A 16391-nucleotide genomic window follows, 5' to 3' on the forward strand; every position below is an offset into this window, starting at 1 on the left:
GAGGAACACCTCGCGCCGTCCACGCACTGGATAAATGCGGGATGTCAAAAGATTAAAGAGAGCTGGCTCGTGCCAGCTCTCTTATACTGTGCGCTGTCAGGTTCTACGGTTACTATCAAAGTGCATTGACGGTTCCTGATTTCTCAAATATTCTGTTTCAGGCAGGTCTTAATGTCATCCTCAGCATTGGTAATAAGCCGCAAGTCGAATGTGTCCACTAAATACTGAAGCACATTCGGGCTCAAAAATGCCGGCAGGGTAGGGCCTAAATATATGCCTTTAATTCCCAGACTCAATAATGCCAGCAAATCAGCAACAGCCTTTTGTTCGTACCATGATACGATCAACGACAAAGGCAATCCGTTTACATCGGTACCAAAAGCATCTGCTAAACCTGTTGCGATCCGTATGGCAGAATATACATCATTGCATTGCCCGACATCCAAAAGTCTCGGCAGTCCCGCTACTTCACCGAAATCCAGTTTGTTAAATCTGTATTTTCCGCATGCGAGCGTTAATATCACGCAGTCTTTCGGGACCATCTTAGCAAACTCTGTATAATAGTTTCGACCGGGTCTTGCTCCGTCACAGCCGCCAATAAGAAAGAAATGTCTGATTTTTCCTGCTTTTACTGCCGCTACGATTTTGTCAGAATCGCTTAATACCGAATGATGCCCGAATCCGACAAGTATCTCGTGGGGCTCCTGATCCTCCGGATAGCCGCCCAATTCTATTGCCTGCTGAATGATTTCACTGAAATCCTTTTCACCGTTTTCTCTTTTCCCAATGTGTTTTACCCCTTCCCAGCCCACTACATTCGTGCTGTAGATTCGGCCTTTATAGCTCTCTCTCGGCCGCATAAGGCAATTCGTCGTCATTAGAATACATCCCGGAAGATCATCAAATTGTTTTTGTTGATCTTGCCACGCACCACCGAAATTCCCGACAAGGTGGGGGTATTTTTTTAATCCCTCATATCCGTGGCACGGCAGCATTTCACCGTGTGTATACACATTGACCCCCGTTCCCTTTGTTTGTTCCAGCAGCATTTCCAAATCCTTCAAATCATGTCCCGAAACAACGATAAAGGGTCCTTTCCTCATATGGATATTGACCCTATGGGGTGCCGGATTTCCGTAAACTGCAGTATTGGCTTCATCCAATTTTTTCATAACCTCAATTGCCGCTTCTCCGGTGCGCATGGTCATTCGGATCAGTTCTTCCACTGTGAGGTTATCGTCTGTGAGAGCTTCCAATGCCTGAATATAAAATTCATCTACCTCATCACTGTAATAGCCCAGTTCTCTTGCCTGATGCCCATAGGCGCTGACACCTTTCAGTCCGTATAAAATGGTTTGCCTCAATGAGCGAATATCCGGGTCAAGGGATTTATCATACATAATTCCCGCGAATTGAGCATCCTTTAGCATTTGTGTTTTTGTTTCGGGAAGATCATAAGTGGCGTATGATGTCTGATTGTGAAGCTCTCCTGTGATTGTTCTCAAATTTTCTTTTATCCGTTGTGATTCGTTCAATAATTCCACGTGTACTTTCGAATCAAAATTAACATTCGTCAGCGTTGTGAAAAGAACATTTTCGATAAACCGTATGATATTTTTATCGATATGCTGTCCCTCATCTTGCAGAACTTTTCCGTAACAGCTGATCCCTTTGATTTGAAAGATCAGCAAATCCTGCAGATTGGCGATTTCCGGTGTCTTTCCGCAAACCCCAAGCTTTGTACAGCCCTTTCCGTTCGCTGTTTGCTCACATTGATAGCAAAACATTTCGTATCCTAAATCCATATTATTCATATGCTGACCATCCTTATCCTTCGTTTTTATAGTTAAAGTATCGGTCAGGAAACGAAAAATATACTTGGTATGAGAGACTTTACTAATTGTCTCATGTGTGTCTATGCGTCATTTGCTGTGGCGGTTACGTCGAAACAACAGATATCGTTGCAGACAGAGAAACACCACAAGTTTTCTTGTTGACAAACTATCGCCATAGCGATATAATCAATTCAAGTTAAAACTATCAGTGGAGCGATAGGCTCGTGAAAGAGGCGCCGCTATGAATAAAATAATCTGCGTTTATCATGGTTCCAGTCAAATTATCCAACAGCCTGTTATTGGCAAAGGAAACCCAAACAACGATTACGGACTGGGGTTCTACTGTACTGAGAGTGTGGAGCTTGCAAAGGAGTGGGCTTGTTCCGCTGAAGCGGATGGCTTTGCAAATCGATATGCCTTTGATTTAAACGGCCTGTCTATCCTCTCGCTTACAGGAGGTAATTATCATATTCTCAATTGGCTTTATGTACTGCTGAATAATCGGAAGTTCCGTATTGGCGGGGCAGTCGCAAGGCAAGCCAAGCAGTATATTGGCGAGCATTTTGCGGTAGAGTATAAGCAGTATGATGTCATCAAAGGATATCGGGCGGACGATTCTTATTTCTCATTCGCAAGTGCGTTTCTGAATAATACGATTTCTCTCCAACAGCTTGAAAAAGCGATGTTACTTGGGAAACTGGGCGAACAGATCGTTGCGATATCGGGAAAAGCGTTTGCTCGATTTACATTTGAGGAAGCCATTCCTGCACCGTGTGATATGTATTATCCGAAGAAGCTGGCACGAGACAGTAAAGCGCGCGAGGATTTTGCAAAAGAGAAGGATCGTGAAACGGTTTTGTCTGAAAAATATGTGCTGGACATCATTCGGGAAGAATGGGGGAATGAAGATGAACGCCTACAACGAATTATACTTGGATGATGCAATGGCCAATCTCGGAGATATGGTCGAGTACGCCGTGTGTACACTCGGCTATGCACCGGATGACTTCTTTGGCTGGTTCATTTCCTCCGGAATTGCCTCAAAATTCGAGAATGGAAATCCGAAGTATGTTGCAGGAATGTCGGGGGTCGAACTGGCAGACGCTGTGCTTGCTGCCGTGAATATGCAGAGTGAGCGTCATCATCAGCCCCATCTATCCTCAAAGGGGAGAGAGTACTGGGCCGGATGGATCCTTGCCTATTACCAGTGGGAAACAAACCGACGCTTCAGCGATATGGTAGAATACGGATTGACACTATCGGTAGTGATGTCTCTATATATCCTGCACGAAGCGGATGTAAGCAAATTCGTGGAGAGTGCAGATGAGATCATTCAAAGGAACAAGGGTAGCCGTAAGTCTAAGCTACAGCTTACACGGAAGGCGAGAGGGCTGACACAGCAGCAGCTCAGTGAAGCATCCGGAGTCTCCTTGCGAATGATCCAGCTCTACGAGCAGAAGCAGTACGAACTTGCAAAAGCGCAGGCCGGTATTGTGCTTGACCTTGCCAAAGTACTTGGATGCGATGCCGCTGATCTGATCCAGGGATAGAGGGTAAAGATATTCAGCTGAACTGGGCTGCTGAACCCGCATTTTATCCAGACTACTATTTGACTACTATGCAGCCGCCGAAACAGATCCCGCTGACCGACGACGAGGACGAGGACATCGGCGTAAAGCTGTTCAGTGAGAGCGACTTCGGTCGGCATCTGCTCCTTACGCTGAACGAGAAAAACTCCATCGCGGATGCCAATGCGGACTATGTGAAGGAGAACCCGTATATCTACCTCTCGGTGAAAGGCGATGATATGGTCTTCCAGATCACGGCCTGCTTCATCACGGATATTGACTTTGATTACAGCGTTCCCAACCCCACAGGTGAGGAACTGACAAACTTCTTTGAGCAGGTGGCAAAGAAGAACTGGCTGGAATTTGACGGTGTATCCTTCAGTGAGGAGGACACCGTGCGCCTTACTCCAGAACCGGAGATGCCTTAAAAAGACCAAAACGGAATACGATAGCCCCTGAAAAAGATCCGGCAGGCGTTCGACTGCAGGCGGTGCGGCGGTCATAAGGGCCGACACACCCCCTGTCCAAGCTAACGGAACAACCATCATGTCGAAAGCGGGAGAGATTGCTGTATCGCAATCTCTCCTTTTTTCTGCCGTGATCTCCCGGCTTATCCGCAGATTGAAACGAACACCCATCGGTCGGCTACCGGGTGGGTGTTCATTGTATAACACAGGCGCTGTGACGAATTTGTGACACTTTCCCTGCACTTTCGCGGGAGAATTTCAATGCAGCTTCTGGTATGCTACAGACAAGGTTAATACACAACCACAAATACTTCAAAAAAGGAGCGTAACATACCATGAAAAAGAAAACGATTTGGAGCCTTGTATTGGCACTGGCGTTGGTGGTAACAGCCATCGGCACAGCAACCTCCGCCTTTGCCGCCACATCCGCACCAATGGAGCCTGTTACTAAAATTGCAACCGAGAACGAGGACGCCATCTGGGAGCAGATCGAGGCGGTGGAAGAGAAGAGCGACGCCATCTTCCAAAGAAACGCAGTACTGTGGGAAAAGCTGGACGAAATCTGCAACGCCCTGCCTGACGACTACGACTTCACAAACTTTGACGAGGCGGCATTTATCCGCAGCAGCAACGCCCTGACGGAAGCGGAGAAGGAAACGCTTCTGGCAGATATCAAGGAGCTGAACGAGCTGGACGCCCAAATGGAGGCGCTGTATGAGAAGCTGCCCGACTGCGACAATATGCCGCTTTACGAGAAGGCACTGGAAAAGGCCGACCCCAAGGTGCTGGATGAGATCGACACCCTGGAGCAGGAGTATGACCGCGTCTGCGAAAAGCACGCCGACCTGTGGGACAAGGTAGATGAAGCGTACTTTGATCTGCCGGACGACTATGACTACGACAACTACGATGAAGCAGCCTTCATCCGCAGCCTGGGCTTCCTGACCGACGCGGAAAAGGACGCGCTGATCGCCGACTACAACCGTCTGGTAGAGCTTGATAACCAGCTGTGCAAGCTGTACGACACCATTTGGGGCAACGCCGGCTGCGAAAGCGGCATCTGCCCCCTTTGACGGAAAGGCGGTTTTCTGATATGATTAACTAAATACGACGCCGATGCTGCGCCTGTGCGCAGCATTTGGCGCTGCTTTCTAGGGGGTCACCATGGGACATTCCATCTATTTGGCGGACGATGAAAAGAGCATCCGGGAACTGCTCCATAGCTTCCTCGCAAGCGACGGATATACCGTGCGCTCCTTTGAAAGCGGTGACGCGCTGCTGGAGGCATTCCGTCAGGAGCCTGCGGAGCTGGTCATACTGGACATTATGATGCCCGGCACGGACGGCCTTGCCGTGTGCCGGGAGCTACGCTCTGTTTCCGATATCCCCATTATCCTGCTTACGGCCAAGGACAGCGAGCTGGACTATGTCATGGGCATCAGTCAGGGCAGTGACGATTACCTCACCAAGCCCTTTCGCCCCACCATACTGCTCATGAAGGTGAGAGCCCTGCTGCGCCGGGTGGAGATGGACAGGGGGAAAACAGCGGCGGCAGTAGATGAATTGCGCTATGGGGATCTCCGCTATTCCGCTACGGAAAATGCTGTCTTTTGCGGAAGCACGATCGTGGCACTGACCCAGACCGAGCTGCGGCTGCTCAGCTATATGCTGAAGCAGCCGGAAAAGGCCTATTCCCGCGAGGAACTGCTCAGCGCGGTGTGGGGCTTCGACTCGGAGGTGGAGACCCGCGTGACCGACGAAACCCTGCGCCGTATCCGAAAAAAGCTGCTGCAAGCGGGCAGCACCGTCAGCGTAAGCACCATATGGGGCTTTGGCTATAAGCTGAAGGGAGCGGAGCACACATGAAAAACATCAAGCTGCGGATCGTGTATCTGATCCTCGGTGCGGCACTGCTGCTCTTTGCACTGTTCATGCTGGCGGTGAACCTCATCATACCTGCCCACTTTGTGAGTGAGGCAAAAAAGGCGCTCATCAGCGAGGCACAGTACCAGAACCGCACCATCCCCTATACCGACGAAGAACCGATCTATGACGAGGGCGAGGAGGAGGGGAATTTCTTTACCCCCAGCATCGTCTTTTTGGAACTGGATGACGGATACCGACCTAACACATGGAACCGGGATACCTATCGCCTGGAGAAAAAATTGCTGGAATATTGTGCCGGACGGGATATTGCACTCAATCAATGCTATACCTTCAAAACGGACAGGCATCACCTGATATTCATGTCCGTGCAGGAGGATTACGGCGATGGGGAGGAACCCTACTCCTATATCATGTACATAGACATCGGCCCCATCACCCGCTATATCGTGACGCTGAACTGGGCGTTCTTTGGGGTGCTGCTGGCGATCTCCTCCGTCATGTGCCTGCTGGGGTTCCGGTTTGGCAGGGATATTGAGAAGGAAGCGGAGCGGCAGCAGACCTTCTTCCAGAATGCCTCCCACGAGCTGAAAACACCGCTGATGGCGATACAGGGCTATGCGGAGGGCATACAGGCGGGCGTAATGGATGCGGGTGGCGCTGCGGAGGTGATCCTGGAGGAAAGCGACCGCATGACGGAGCTGGTGGAAGAGCTCCTGGACATCTCGAAAATCGATATGGGGCGGCAGCAGCTTGTCTTTTCAGAGATGGATATTCGGGAGCTGCTATACGACAGCATACGCGCCGTGGAGCCGGCAGCCGCCGGCGGCATCGCAATCGTGCCGGATTTCCCCGAGGAGCCCGTTATGGTCAGCTGCGATGATACCCAGCTGCGCAGAGCCGTTACCAATATCCTGTCCAACGGCGTGCGCTATGCCCGCAGCCAGCTGCGCCTGACCTGCCGCACGGACAAGCGGCATGTGACGATACGGATACAGGACGACGGGAACGGCATCGCCGAGGAAGATATTCCCCACATCTTCGACCGCTTTTACATGGGCAAAAGCGGAAAATCCGGCATCGGCCTTGCCCTGACCCGGGAGATCATCCACCTGCATAAAGGGACGATCCGCGCTTACAACGGAGACACCGGCGCTGTTTTCGAGATCTCCATTCCGGTGAGCAGATAATTCGATGGAGAGCCTTTTGTGCTTGATGTCAGAATGTTGATTTCCCTGCTGGTAGAGGTGATGCTGCTGTCCGTTCTGCTGTTCCAGGACCGATTCAATGGCATGATCGCCCGCAAAAACACGCTGGCGGGCACAAAGGAATATCATGTCGCATTCGGCGAGGATTCTTATACCGTCGTTACGGCGGCCACCACCTCCACGTTCCGCTATGAACTGATCGACGCACTGGCTGAGTCGCAGGACTACATCATCCTTCTGATGAAGAAACGCTATGTGCAGCCTCTGGACAAGCGCACTCTTACCGGCGGGACGGTGGAGGAATTCAAACGATTTCTTAAGGAGAAGACCGGAAAGATGTTCCGGCGTGTGAAATGAACGAATTTACTATAACGCCCTTTCGCGGGCTGCATTTGCTTCTGCTTTTGCTTACGGCAGCGGCGGTGCTGCTCATATTCTTGCTGCTGCGCGGAAAACCGGAGGCACGTCGCTCCCGGTTTCTGATCGGCGTGTGCCTTTTTAATCTTGCGCTGTTTACCGTCTACAAGCTCTCGCTGTCCATGGACGCAGCGTATGTCCGTGCCTACTATCCCAATGGCTTCAACATTTTCAATGAGCTGCCGCTGCACCTATGCAACATCAATCTGTTCCTGATCCCGCTGGGAGTGTGGAAGAGGAACCGCTCGATCATGGGGTTTTCCTTCTTTGTAGCGCCCCTTGGCGCACTGATGGCGCTGCTCTTCCCGGAGCCGCTGTTCTCCGGCTTTTCGCTGTTCCTGCCGAGAATTTTTGGCTACTATGTGACACACGCTCTCCTTGTTGTCTGCGGCCTGAGTCTGGCGACGCTGGGCTTTTACCGCCCCGACCCCAAGGATATCCCGCGGATCCTCAAGACCTTTGGCCTGCTTGCCGTAGGCGCTCATCTTATCAATCTCCTGTTACGCCTCACGCTCTGCCCGGAGGCGAACTACTTCTTTACCTACGGCGCGGAGATCGGTGTGCTCAAGCTGTTTTGGCGTATCATCCCGGCGCCGCTGCTTTACGGACTGCCGGCACCGCTGATTCTTGCAGGCTATATGTACGCGGTCTGTGCGTTGTCCCGCCTGACGCAAAGGGCGGAAGAAGTGCCTTTTTCATAGATTGGATAAGTTCCGCAGCAAAAAACAGGAGGATAAGACATTGCTGGATAGAAATGTAAGAGGAATCGGCATCGCTCTGTGCTTATTGACTCTCTTTCCTCATAGTTGGTGACATGCTGAATTTGGCATTAGGCTCCTTGCGTTCTGCAAAGCTTTTGAAGTTCAAACAGAAAATGCCCACAGCCAAAGCGGCTGTGGGTATTATCAAATCAGATTGTACGAGCTGACGCTACCTTGTCAATCTCTGCAGGTTCGTAGTTGCGCTCTCCTTCTGTAAAAGCCCAATATTCTGCCCGGTGTATCCGCACTTGCCAATACGCCCAAAGGGGGCTTGAAGGGGAAATTCTTAACGCGCAGAAGGAGGAAGACCGTCCGTCTCTGGCGCCTTGAGAAGAAAGTGGCTTTTATGAAAGTCGAGCAAGCCCTCATCCCGCATTTTTCCAAGCTCCAGCGACAGTCCGCTGCGCTCCACACCGAGGTAATCCGCAAGCTGCTGGCGGGAGAACGGAATGTCGAACTCGTAGTCGCCCCGGCGCTGCGCCTCGGCGGAAAAATAGGACATCAGCTTTGCCCGCGTGGTGCGCTGGCCCATATGGGTGAGCTTTTCATTGAGCCGCAGGTTCTTCTCCGCCAGCTCGCCCAGCAGGTTGCGGATGATCCGGCTATGGTGGGAGCAGGCGGAGGGGCACACGCTCAAAACGCGCCTTATGTGCAGAAACATCACCGTCACCGCGCTCTCCGCCTCCACGCTCACATTCAGCACCGCTCCCGGCGCGCAGGCGAACACCTCCGCGAAGGTCTGCCCCGGCCCGGCCTTGGAGAGGATGTTGCGGTTTCCCCAGATGTCCTCCTGCACGATGAGGGCACTGCCCGCCAGCACAAGGCCCACATCTTCCACCGCGTCTCCGGCGCGGAGCAGGCGGGAGCCTTTTGGAAAGGTGTCGATCCTCGCCCCAAGGCAGGAGAGCATGACGGCAAGCTCCTCGTCGGAAATGCCGGAGAAAAGCGCCGCCATATGGAGCACCGGAAAAAATTCTTTCATAAAAAGCCCTCTTTCGTTGAAAATTCAACCGACTTGTTGCTTTTAGTATAGTACAATGAGCGCACAAAAGCAACAGGAGGACCGAACATGAAACGACGGATCATCGAGATCGACGAGAATAAGTGCAACGGCTGCGGTGCCTGCGCCGCCGCCTGTCACGAGGGCGCCATCGCCATGGTGGACGGCAAGGCGCGGCTCATGCGGGACGATTACTGCGACGGCTTGGGCGACTGTCTGCCCACCTGCCCCACCGGGGCCATCACCTTCGTGGAGCGGGAGGCGGCGGCCTATGACGAGCAGGCCGTCATGGAAAATAAGCAGCGGAAAATGCGGAAGGAGGGCATGACCCTGCCCTGCGGCTGCCCCGGCAGCCAGTCCCGGAATATTCAGCGCCAGGACGCGCCCGCCGTGGAAGTGCCGCAAACCCAGCAGGTGAGCAGACTCTCCCAGTGGCCGGTGCAGATCAAGCTGGTACCGGTGAACGCCCCATATTTTGACGGCGCGCGGCTCCTGATCGCCGCCGACTGCACCGCCTACGCCTACGCCGCCTTTCACGAGCGGTTCATCAAGGGGCACATCACCCTCGTGGGCTGCCCCAAACTGGACAGCGTGGACTATTCCGAAAAGCTGACGGAGATCATCCGGGAGAACGATATCAAGAGCGTCACCGTCGTCCGCATGGAGGTACCCTGCTGCGGCGGGCTGGAGATGGCGGCGAAAAAGGCACTCCGGCAGAGCGGGAAGTTCATTCCGTGGCAGGTCGTCACCGTGACGGTAGACGGCCGGCTGAAGGAGGACTGAAAAACAGGAGAACACGAAAGGAGACGCATTATGAAATACGTTTGCACCGTTTGCGGTTGGGAATACGACGAGAGCGCAGGTTACCCGGAGGGTGGCATCGCCCCCGGTACGCCATGGAGCGAGGTACCGGAGGATTTTGAATGCCCCCTGTGCGGCGTGGGTAAGGACAGCTTCGAGGAGGCGTGAGCTTTCTGCAAAAGGAGTAAAGACGATGAGTTATGAAAACTGGAAGGGCAAAGCACAGTGGTTTCAGACCATGGATGTGCGCCATATACAGGGTAGCTTTTTTGAAGGGCTGAAGAAAAGAGCCGAGGCGTTGGAAGTGGGCGAAGGATTACACATCATCCAGACCTTTGAGCCGCATCCACTGTACGCTGTCATGGAGGGCTTGGGCTACGAGCACCACACCGAGCAGCGGGGTGAGGCGGAGTTCCATGTCTGGTTCTGCCGTGTGGAGAAGAAGGAAGGCGACAGCTCCGCTCCCTTCAAGCCGCTGGCTCTTTTGAACTATCCCATGATCAAAGTATCTGCATCCGTCCGATGATTATGTTTCATTAACGGAAATAGCAAAAAAATATGATGCAGCCAATCCGAGTTACTTAATACAAAGCTGGCTGAGAAGCCGTAACACGGTTGAGTTTCTGGCAACATGGGAAAGAAAGCATAATTCGAATTTTAATGAAGATGCTTTTCAAAGAATAACAGTCGATGCCAAAACTCCACAGTTCACCTTGACGCCAAAGAAATGGATTGACCTGACAAATGCTATTGGAATAATATCCAAGCAAGGTAAAAGCGGCGGGACAATGGCACATCCGTTTATTGCTTGCGATTTTGAGATGTGGAATGATGCAGAGTTCAGATTCGAAGTGGTGAGGGCTTTTATCAACTCAAGAACGGAAATTCAAAATGAAATTGAGTAACCGGAGAATAACGATGGACAATTCAGAATGATTTCTTAAGTTAAGATTAAGGGGGATTAATCGTGGATAGTATGCCACCAGATAATTGATATCTTCTACCCCTTTCGAGTGTTCAAATCAAGACAGCGAAAACGCAAAAACATCTCTATTGTCTTGTCTTCACATCAAGAGGCTATAAAAAAGATATGGCCCGTGAAAACCCCGATTTTATCGGGGGTTTCTTCGTTTCCGGTATTCGCTTTAGAGAGCCGAAAATGTTTTTTGACAAGAGAAAGCGGCTGCCGACGCATTTATGCGCCGGCAGCCGCTCTTGGATTTTCCGTTATTTAAGTTAGTCGATGAGTCCGCTTTCCTTCAGCAGAATCTCAATATCGGTGCCCTTGACCTTCTTCAGGACGATCTTAAGCAGTTCCTTCTCCTTGAAGGACAGAGGTGCCTCACGGATAGGCTTCTTGTCGATGGCGTAATAGCAGGCACGCAGCAGCTCCCGCACATCGTACTTGCTGCCCCACACCTCCGGCACGCCGCGGTCAATGTCCAGCAGGGTGTAGACTGACTCCATGCCGGTTCGCATGGAATACTCGGTGGTGAAGATGGTGTCCCGGGGCGTCTCGGCAAACTGACCGATGAAGGCGAAGTTCACGGCGCCGTCGGGCACGACCTTGGGCCGATCGGATTCCTTACGGGGCTGGAAGAAGGCATTGATATAGGGCATGAAGCAGGTGGTGGTGTTGCAGGCATCGTGTGCCAGTGCATGGATCTTTTCGGTGGGCACACCGATGTGGTACAGCCACTCGCGGCAGACCTCCTCACCGGTACAGTTGCGCATAGCCTTCTTCACGAAGTTGCCTTCCTTGTTGGTATTCAGTGAATACAGCCACACAAGCACCATGTTCTTGTCCTGGGACTTGAACTGAGGCTGGCGGTTGATGGTCCAGGAGAGATACCAGTTATCGGTGCTGTCCTTTACCGTGACGATGCCGCCGGTGGTCACCTTACCGGAACGGGGGTCGCGCTTACAGATATTCATGATGTGCTGAATGATCTCCTCGTTGGAGGTAGCCACCGTGGCGCTCATCCAGTTGGTGGCGTCTACATCGGAGCAGAATTTGTCCGGATTGCCGTATTCACCGTGCTCAGCCTGGGCAGCAATAGCCTTCCACATATCCCAGGACTCACCATATCCGTTTTTCACGCCGGACAGGTCCGGTGCATGGGTCTGATCGCCATAGCAGGAGGTATCGGTGCAGCAGCCGTTGGTGATGAACACCAGGTCGTCCTCGATGAGGTCAATGGTTTGCTCCTGACCGTCCTTGACATAGACGATCTGACGGGCGATCTTCTTGTCACCCACGGTTTCGATGATGACATTCTTCACATCCATGCCGTATTCAATGCGTACACCATGAGACTCCAAATATTTCACCAGCGGCAGGATCATGCTCTCATACTGGTTGTATTTGGTAAAGCGCAGGGCGCTGAAATCGGGCAGGCCGTCGATGTGGTGGACATAGCGGCACAGGTACCGCTTCATCTCCAGAGCACTGGACCAGCGCTGGAAGGCGAACATGGTCTGCCAGTACAGCCAGAAGTTGGTGCTCCAGAAGGAATCCGGCAGTACATCGGAGATCTTTTTGTCCTCCAGATCCTTTTCCGGGGTCATAAACAGCTTGGACAGCGCCATGGCAGAGTCCTTATCCAGCTTGAACTGCTTGTCGGTATGGGCATCCTCGCCGCAGTTTATGCTGGCACGGCACAGAGAGTAGTTGGGGTCGTGCTTATTGAGCCAATAATACTCATCCAGCACGGAAACACCCGGCGTCTCGATGGAGGGTACATCCCGGAAGGTGTCCCACATGACCTCAAAATGGTTATCCATCTCGCGGCCACCGCGCATGAAGAAGCCCTTGGTAATGTCCTTGCGGCCGTCGCAGCTGCCGCCGGCCAGGTCCAGCTTTTCAAATACATGGATATGTTCGCCCTTCATCTGCCCGTCGCGCACCAGATAAAAGGCGGCGGTCAGGCCGGCCAAGCCGGTGCCGATGATGTAGGCCGACTTTTTATCTACATCCTTGGGCTTTTCGGGATGGGCAAAGGCTTCATAAGTTCCTGCAGAGTAATACATAACAAATACCTCCTGTGTTTTTCCTTTTTATGCCCTTATTATACCCTTTGCCTTCGGGTTTACCATAAACAGAAAAAGCTCCGCGATAAAAGTTTTATCACGGAGCCGAAATGTGTAAAAAGTTTTATCAAATTCATCAAAATGATAAAATGGGACTGCCCAGCAAGGGGCGATAGGCAGGGCGGGGGCGTCCTGCGCCGTTAGAATCAGAGCTTAAATCGAGACAGGCCTTCTGCCATGGAGCCTTTGATCAGCTTGGCGAGCCGGTCCACGAGCTGCTGCGGGTCCTCCCGCATATCATCCTTGATCCAGTCCAGCATGAGCCCTATAAATATATAGGAATAGACCTGGGCAATAAACTGCCTGTCCTCCGCCCGGACGGTCATTTCGCCTGCTTCCTCATCGACCACATCCAGCAAAAGCCGGTCTACAAGGGGCTGCAGGTATTTTTCAACCTGTTCTCTGTGGACGCAGCGGTAAACATTCAGGATAAACGGCTTGTTCGCCTGAACCGCCTCAAAAATCTGCAGCAGACCCTGCTGCCATGTTTCGTAAGTCTTATTCTCGTCCAGAGCCCGCTTGGCATCCTCCAGGCAAGACCATTCCACCAGGTCATAAATATCTTTAAAATGATAATAGAAGGTCATGCGGTTGATGCCGCAATCGTCGGCTATGTCGCCCACCGTGATTTTGGTCAGCGGCTTTTTCAGCAGCAGATTTTTCAGCGACTGCTCCAAGGCCCGCTTTGTAACCTGTGACATAGGGCTTTCCACCTCCGGAAGATTACTTGTAATATGGAAAATACTTTCCATGCCCAATTGTACCATAATCGTATCTAAAATTGTAAACGAAAACAAAATTTTTGAAAATCTTTTTTACGGGATGGAGGGCAAGAAAGCACTGCGCCGAGATCGTAAAACCTCGATTATAGAAAAAACAAGTGGAAATTATTCCCGAAATACGCTACAATGATTGTGCCGCCGGTTGACAGGGATGGGCATGGTTTATGGGCAGAAGCGCCCCTCACCCGCCAGACACGGTATTGCTATGAAACACGAGGTGACCTCATGAAAAAGACCCAGCAGGAAAAGCTCCAGGCCCGGCAGATAAATCCGCCCAACGGCCTTCTTTACAGCGGCCTTATGCAGATCGTGAAGCTGCTGAACCGTCAGATCCACACCACCTTTCACTTTAAGGCTGACCCCCGGCAGGACAGCGGCCCCTATGTCATTATCAGCAATCATGCCAGCCGCGTGGACTATCAGTTTACCGGTCCGGCCTGCTATCCCCGGAAGCTGAATTTTGTGGTGGGATACAATGAGTTCATGCGTTTTCCCATCTGCCTGATCCTCAAGTGGGCCCAGGCCATTCCTAAGAAAAATTTCACCCCGGACCTGTACTGTATGCGCCAGATGCGCCGGGTCATCCAGCAGGGGGGATGCCTGTGCCTTATGCCCGAGGGCATGAGCTCTATTACGGGTATGGCTCAGCCGGTGATGATCGGTACGGGTAAGTTTCTGAAAATGCTGGGGGTGCCGGTGTACTATACCAAGGTTTCCGGCGGCTATCTGACCTATACCAAGCACTGCCTGGACCGACGGGTGGGACGGGTCGAGGTGACGGTGGACCGTATGTTCACCGCAGAGGAGCTGAAGGACTTGCCCGCCCAAGCGGTGGAGGATACCATGAACCGTCTCCTGGCCCACGACGACTATATCTGGAACCGGGAGGCCCAGGTGACTTTTGGCGGCAAGGGACAGATGGCCAAAAACCTGGACACGCTGCTGTACCTGTGCCCCAAGTGCGGCGCCCTGCATCGGATGGAGTGCTGCGGCAATCAAATGCGCTGCACTGCCTGCGGTAATACCGTGGAGGTGGATGAAAAGTACAACCTGCGTCCCGTGGGTTCGGAGAGCCAATGCCCGGAGCTTATCAGTGACTGGGTGCTGCTGGAGCGGGAAAAAGCGGAGGAGGATGTAAAGGATCCTACCTTTACATATAGCGGCCATGTTCGGGTAGGGATGCTTCCGGCCTATAAGACCCTCCGGGGGGAGCACACCTCTGAAATTTGCGGGGAGGGCCAGCTCAGTTTGGATCGCTCGGGCTTACACTTTGACGGCACCGTGAAGGGCCGGCCCTATGCCTTTCACCTGACCACGGACCAGGTGCCTACCTTCGGAATGTGTACGGATATCTCTCGGTTTTATACCTTCGTAGACGGGGAGTTTATCGAGTTTTATCCGGAGGGCCGGGATGTGCTTCGCTGGGACCATCTTACAGAGGAGATGCACCGCATAAACGGCGGCAAATGGCAAAATACTCCCTATCGGCATTGCAAGTAATTGCAAGTAAAAGAAGGCACACAGGCGATAACCCTGTGTGCCTTTACAAAATGCTGGAAAAGCTTATCCGACAGGCTCGTGAGCCTTGCCCAGAGCCATGATGGGGATGGTGACCAAAATCAGGAAGAAGCCCAGCAGATCCAGCCAGGAAAAGGTGGTATTGAGAAACAGCACGGAGATAATCACAGAGCCTATGGGCTCTACGGAGGAGAGTACGCTGCCCACCAGGCTGCCCACGATGCTGCACCCGGACTGGAAGAGGCTGAAGGAGAGCACCGTACCCAGGATGATGACGCAGGTCATGAGCAGAATGAGCTTGCCGCTGAACTGCACGCCCTGGATGTGCCAGGGACGGAAAAAAAGCAGCATCACCACACCGCCGATGGTCATGCCCCAGCCGGTGATGGTAAGCACATGGTACTTCTGCATCAGCTTTCGGGGGGAAACGGTATAAAAGGCGAAGCACACCGCACTGATAAGGCCCCAAACCGCACCCTTGACCGGTACGGCCAGGGTGGTGAGGTCGAAATGCGTTACGCAGGTAAAGGCACCCAGCACCACCAGCGCTACGCTGCACAGCTCATAAGGGCGTGGCTTCTTGCGGGTGGCAATGGCGGTCCAGAGCAAAATAACCACGGGGCTGCAATAGGAGATGACCGTGGCAAAGGCTACATTGGCGTACTGCACAGAGCTGTAATAGCTATACTGGCACAGAGCGGAGCCCAGCAGGGAGAACACCAGCAGGGAGGGCCAGGCCTCCTTGTGCCGCAGGACCTCCAGGGGCTTATTTCCCGCAATAGCGGCTACGGCGAGAGTGATCAGTCCGCCGATGAAAAGGCGGATGGGCACCAGCCAGTTGGAGGTGACACCGCAGCTGCGGAACATCACCTGACCGCAGGCACCGCCCACGGACCAGAGCAGGCCGCCCAGCAGGGTCATGCAGTAGCCCTTGACCAGGAGAGAGTGATCGGGTTGAGTCATAAAATGCCTTCCTTTATCCATTAAAAATCCGGATTCAATATAGCATGACCGGGGGCGGCTGTCCATGAGCTTTTCAGACAAATTCAGCGGAGGAAAC

18 protein-coding genes are annotated in these 16391 nt (G+C 52.6%); 13 read left to right on the forward strand and 5 right to left on the reverse strand.

Translation table 11 applies throughout. The annotated features are described in order from the left end of the window. Positions 1–143 precede the first annotated feature (143 nt). A complete protein-coding gene (hcp, locus tag KI236_RS02340; RefSeq protein ID WP_212818944.1) occupies positions 144–1814 on the reverse strand; it encodes a hydroxylamine reductase in 1671 nt (556 codons plus the stop codon). Positions 1815–2076: 262 nt separating this feature from the next. On the opposite strand from hcp, the gene KI236_RS02345 reads away from it, so the two are divergent. The 8 genes from KI236_RS02345 to KI236_RS02380 all read left to right on the forward strand — a co-directional run bounded on the left by KI236_RS02345 (position 2077) and on the right by KI236_RS02380 (position 8080). Continuing rightward, positions 2077–2775 (forward strand): DUF3990 domain-containing protein, encoded by a 699-nt coding sequence (locus tag KI236_RS02345; protein WP_212818946.1) that lies wholly within the window; start codon positions 2077–2079, stop codon positions 2773–2775. Then, a complete protein-coding gene (locus tag KI236_RS02350) occupies positions 2738–3385 on the forward strand; it encodes a helix-turn-helix domain-containing protein (protein WP_228738071.1) in 648 nt (215 codons plus the stop codon). The genes KI236_RS02345 and KI236_RS02350 overlap by 38 nt, the downstream gene beginning before the upstream one ends. Positions 3386–3453: 68 nt before the next feature. Then, on the forward strand, positions 3454–3831 hold the full coding sequence (locus tag KI236_RS02355) for a sortase family protein (RefSeq protein WP_212818948.1): 378 nt from the start codon (positions 3454–3456) through the stop codon (positions 3829–3831). A gap of 374 nt (positions 3832–4205) precedes the next feature. Continuing rightward, positions 4206–4943 carry a hypothetical protein gene (locus tag KI236_RS02360; protein WP_212818950.1) on the forward strand — a complete coding sequence of 246 codons (738 nt, stop codon included), beginning with the start codon at positions 4206–4208 and terminating at the stop codon, positions 4941–4943. 91 nt (positions 4944–5034) lie between these two features. Further along, a complete protein-coding gene (locus KI236_RS02365; RefSeq protein WP_212818952.1) occupies positions 5035–5736 on the forward strand; it encodes a response regulator transcription factor in 702 nt (233 codons plus the stop codon). Further along, positions 5733–6944: a sensor histidine kinase gene (locus KI236_RS02370; RefSeq protein ID WP_212818954.1), complete on the forward strand. Its 1212-nt coding sequence runs from the start codon at positions 5733–5735 to the stop codon at positions 6942–6944. Before KI236_RS02365 ends, KI236_RS02370 begins: the two co-directional genes overlap by 4 nt. 18 nt (positions 6945–6962) lie before the next feature. Continuing rightward, positions 6963–7319, forward strand: a complete 357-nt coding sequence (locus KI236_RS02375) for a YcxB family protein (RefSeq protein WP_212818956.1) — start codon at positions 6963–6965, stop codon at positions 7317–7319. Continuing rightward, complete coding sequence (locus KI236_RS02380) at positions 7316–8080, forward strand: YwaF family protein (protein ID WP_212818959.1); 765 nt, start codon at positions 7316–7318, stop codon at positions 8078–8080. The genes KI236_RS02375 and KI236_RS02380 overlap by 4 nt, the downstream gene beginning before the upstream one ends. A 346-nt stretch (positions 8081–8426) precedes the next feature. On the opposite strand, the gene KI236_RS02385 is transcribed toward KI236_RS02380, so the two are convergent. After that, complete coding sequence (locus tag KI236_RS02385) at positions 8427–9122, reverse strand: Crp/Fnr family transcriptional regulator (RefSeq protein WP_212818961.1); 696 nt, start codon at positions 9120–9122, stop codon at positions 8427–8429. 87 nt (positions 9123–9209) lie between these two features. On the opposite strand from KI236_RS02385, the gene KI236_RS02390 reads away from it, so the two are divergent. From KI236_RS02390 to KI236_RS12345, 4 genes are read left to right on the forward strand one after another with little or no spacing between them, the layout of a single operon-like run. Continuing rightward, positions 9210–9923 carry an ATP-binding protein gene (locus tag KI236_RS02390; RefSeq protein WP_212818964.1) on the forward strand — a complete coding sequence of 238 codons (714 nt, stop codon included), beginning with the start codon at positions 9210–9212 and terminating at the stop codon, positions 9921–9923. A gap of 30 nt (positions 9924–9953) precedes the next feature. After that, a complete protein-coding gene (locus tag KI236_RS02395; RefSeq protein ID WP_212818966.1) occupies positions 9954–10109 on the forward strand; it encodes a rubredoxin in 156 nt (51 codons plus the stop codon). 25 nt (positions 10110–10134) lie between these two features. Then, a complete protein-coding gene (locus tag KI236_RS02400) occupies positions 10135–10467 on the forward strand; it encodes a DUF2249 domain-containing protein (RefSeq protein ID WP_212818968.1) in 333 nt (110 codons plus the stop codon). A 19-nt stretch (positions 10468–10486) separates the two neighbouring features. Next, a complete protein-coding gene (locus KI236_RS12345) occupies positions 10487–10846 on the forward strand; it encodes a KilA-N domain-containing protein (protein ID WP_408059052.1) in 360 nt (119 codons plus the stop codon). 331 nt (positions 10847–11177) lie between these two features. Here the strand turns inward: KI236_RS12345 and KI236_RS02410 are convergent, their stop codons facing one another. Next, on the reverse strand, positions 11178–12971 hold the full coding sequence (locus KI236_RS02410; RefSeq protein WP_212818970.1) for an oleate hydratase: 1794 nt from the start codon (positions 12969–12971) through the stop codon (positions 11178–11180). A 206-nt stretch (positions 12972–13177) separates the two neighbouring features. After that, positions 13178–13732: a TetR/AcrR family transcriptional regulator gene (locus KI236_RS02415; protein WP_212818972.1), complete on the reverse strand. Its 555-nt coding sequence runs from the start codon at positions 13730–13732 to the stop codon at positions 13178–13180. Between the two features lie 306 nt (positions 13733–14038). Here KI236_RS02415 and KI236_RS02420 point away from each other — a divergent pair, with 306 nt between their 5' ends. Further along, positions 14039–15313 carry a lysophospholipid acyltransferase family protein gene (locus KI236_RS02420; RefSeq protein ID WP_212818973.1) on the forward strand — a complete coding sequence of 425 codons (1275 nt, stop codon included), beginning with the start codon at positions 14039–14041 and terminating at the stop codon, positions 15311–15313. 63 nt (positions 15314–15376) lie between these two features. Here KI236_RS02420 and KI236_RS02425 read toward each other — a convergent pair whose 3' ends face one another. Further along, positions 15377–16294 (reverse strand): DMT family transporter, encoded by a 918-nt coding sequence (locus tag KI236_RS02425; RefSeq protein ID WP_212818975.1) that lies wholly within the window; start codon positions 16292–16294, stop codon positions 15377–15379. Positions 16295–16391 lie beyond the last annotated feature (97 nt).

The sequence above is a fragment of the Vescimonas fastidiosa genome (assembly GCF_018326305.1).
Lineage (GTDB): Bacteria > Bacillota > Clostridia > Oscillospirales > Oscillospiraceae > Vescimonas > Vescimonas fastidiosa.

Bases quoted from the DNA above. Each gene is read 5' to 3' on its own strand.
- hcp (WP_212818944.1), bottom strand. From the start codon at position 1,814: ATGAATAATATGGATTTAGGATACGAAATGTTTTGCTATCAATGTGAG.
- KI236_RS02345 (WP_212818946.1), top strand. From the start codon at position 2,077: ATGAATAAAATAATCTGCGTTTATCATGGTTCCAGTCAAATTATCCAA.
- KI236_RS02350 (WP_228738071.1), top strand. From the start codon at position 2,738: ATGAAGATGAACGCCTACAACGAATTATACTTGGATGATGCAATGGCC.
- KI236_RS02355 (WP_212818948.1), top strand. From the start codon at position 3,454: ATGCAGCCGCCGAAACAGATCCCGCTGACCGACGACGAGGACGAGGAC.
- KI236_RS02360 (WP_212818950.1), top strand. From the start codon at position 4,206: ATGAAAAAGAAAACGATTTGGAGCCTTGTATTGGCACTGGCGTTGGTG.
- KI236_RS02365 (WP_212818952.1), top strand. From the start codon at position 5,035: ATGGGACATTCCATCTATTTGGCGGACGATGAAAAGAGCATCCGGGAA.
- KI236_RS02370 (WP_212818954.1), top strand. From the start codon at position 5,733: ATGAAAAACATCAAGCTGCGGATCGTGTATCTGATCCTCGGTGCGGCA.
- KI236_RS02380 (WP_212818959.1), top strand. From the start codon at position 7,316: ATGAACGAATTTACTATAACGCCCTTTCGCGGGCTGCATTTGCTTCTG.
- KI236_RS02385 (WP_212818961.1), bottom strand. From the start codon at position 9,122: ATGAAAGAATTTTTTCCGGTGCTCCATATGGCGGCGCTTTTCTCCGGC.
- KI236_RS02390 (WP_212818964.1), top strand. From the start codon at position 9,210: ATGAAACGACGGATCATCGAGATCGACGAGAATAAGTGCAACGGCTGC.
- KI236_RS02395 (WP_212818966.1), top strand. From the start codon at position 9,954: ATGAAATACGTTTGCACCGTTTGCGGTTGGGAATACGACGAGAGCGCA.
- KI236_RS02400 (WP_212818968.1), top strand. From the start codon at position 10,135: ATGAGTTATGAAAACTGGAAGGGCAAAGCACAGTGGTTTCAGACCATG.
- KI236_RS02410 (WP_212818970.1), bottom strand. From the start codon at position 12,971: ATGTATTACTCTGCAGGAACTTATGAAGCCTTTGCCCATCCCGAAAAG.
- KI236_RS02415 (WP_212818972.1), bottom strand. From the start codon at position 13,732: ATGTCACAGGTTACAAAGCGGGCCTTGGAGCAGTCGCTGAAAAATCTG.
- KI236_RS02420 (WP_212818973.1), top strand. From the start codon at position 14,039: ATGAAAAAGACCCAGCAGGAAAAGCTCCAGGCCCGGCAGATAAATCCG.
- KI236_RS02425 (WP_212818975.1), bottom strand. From the start codon at position 16,294: ATGACTCAACCCGATCACTCTCTCCTGGTCAAGGGCTACTGCATGACC.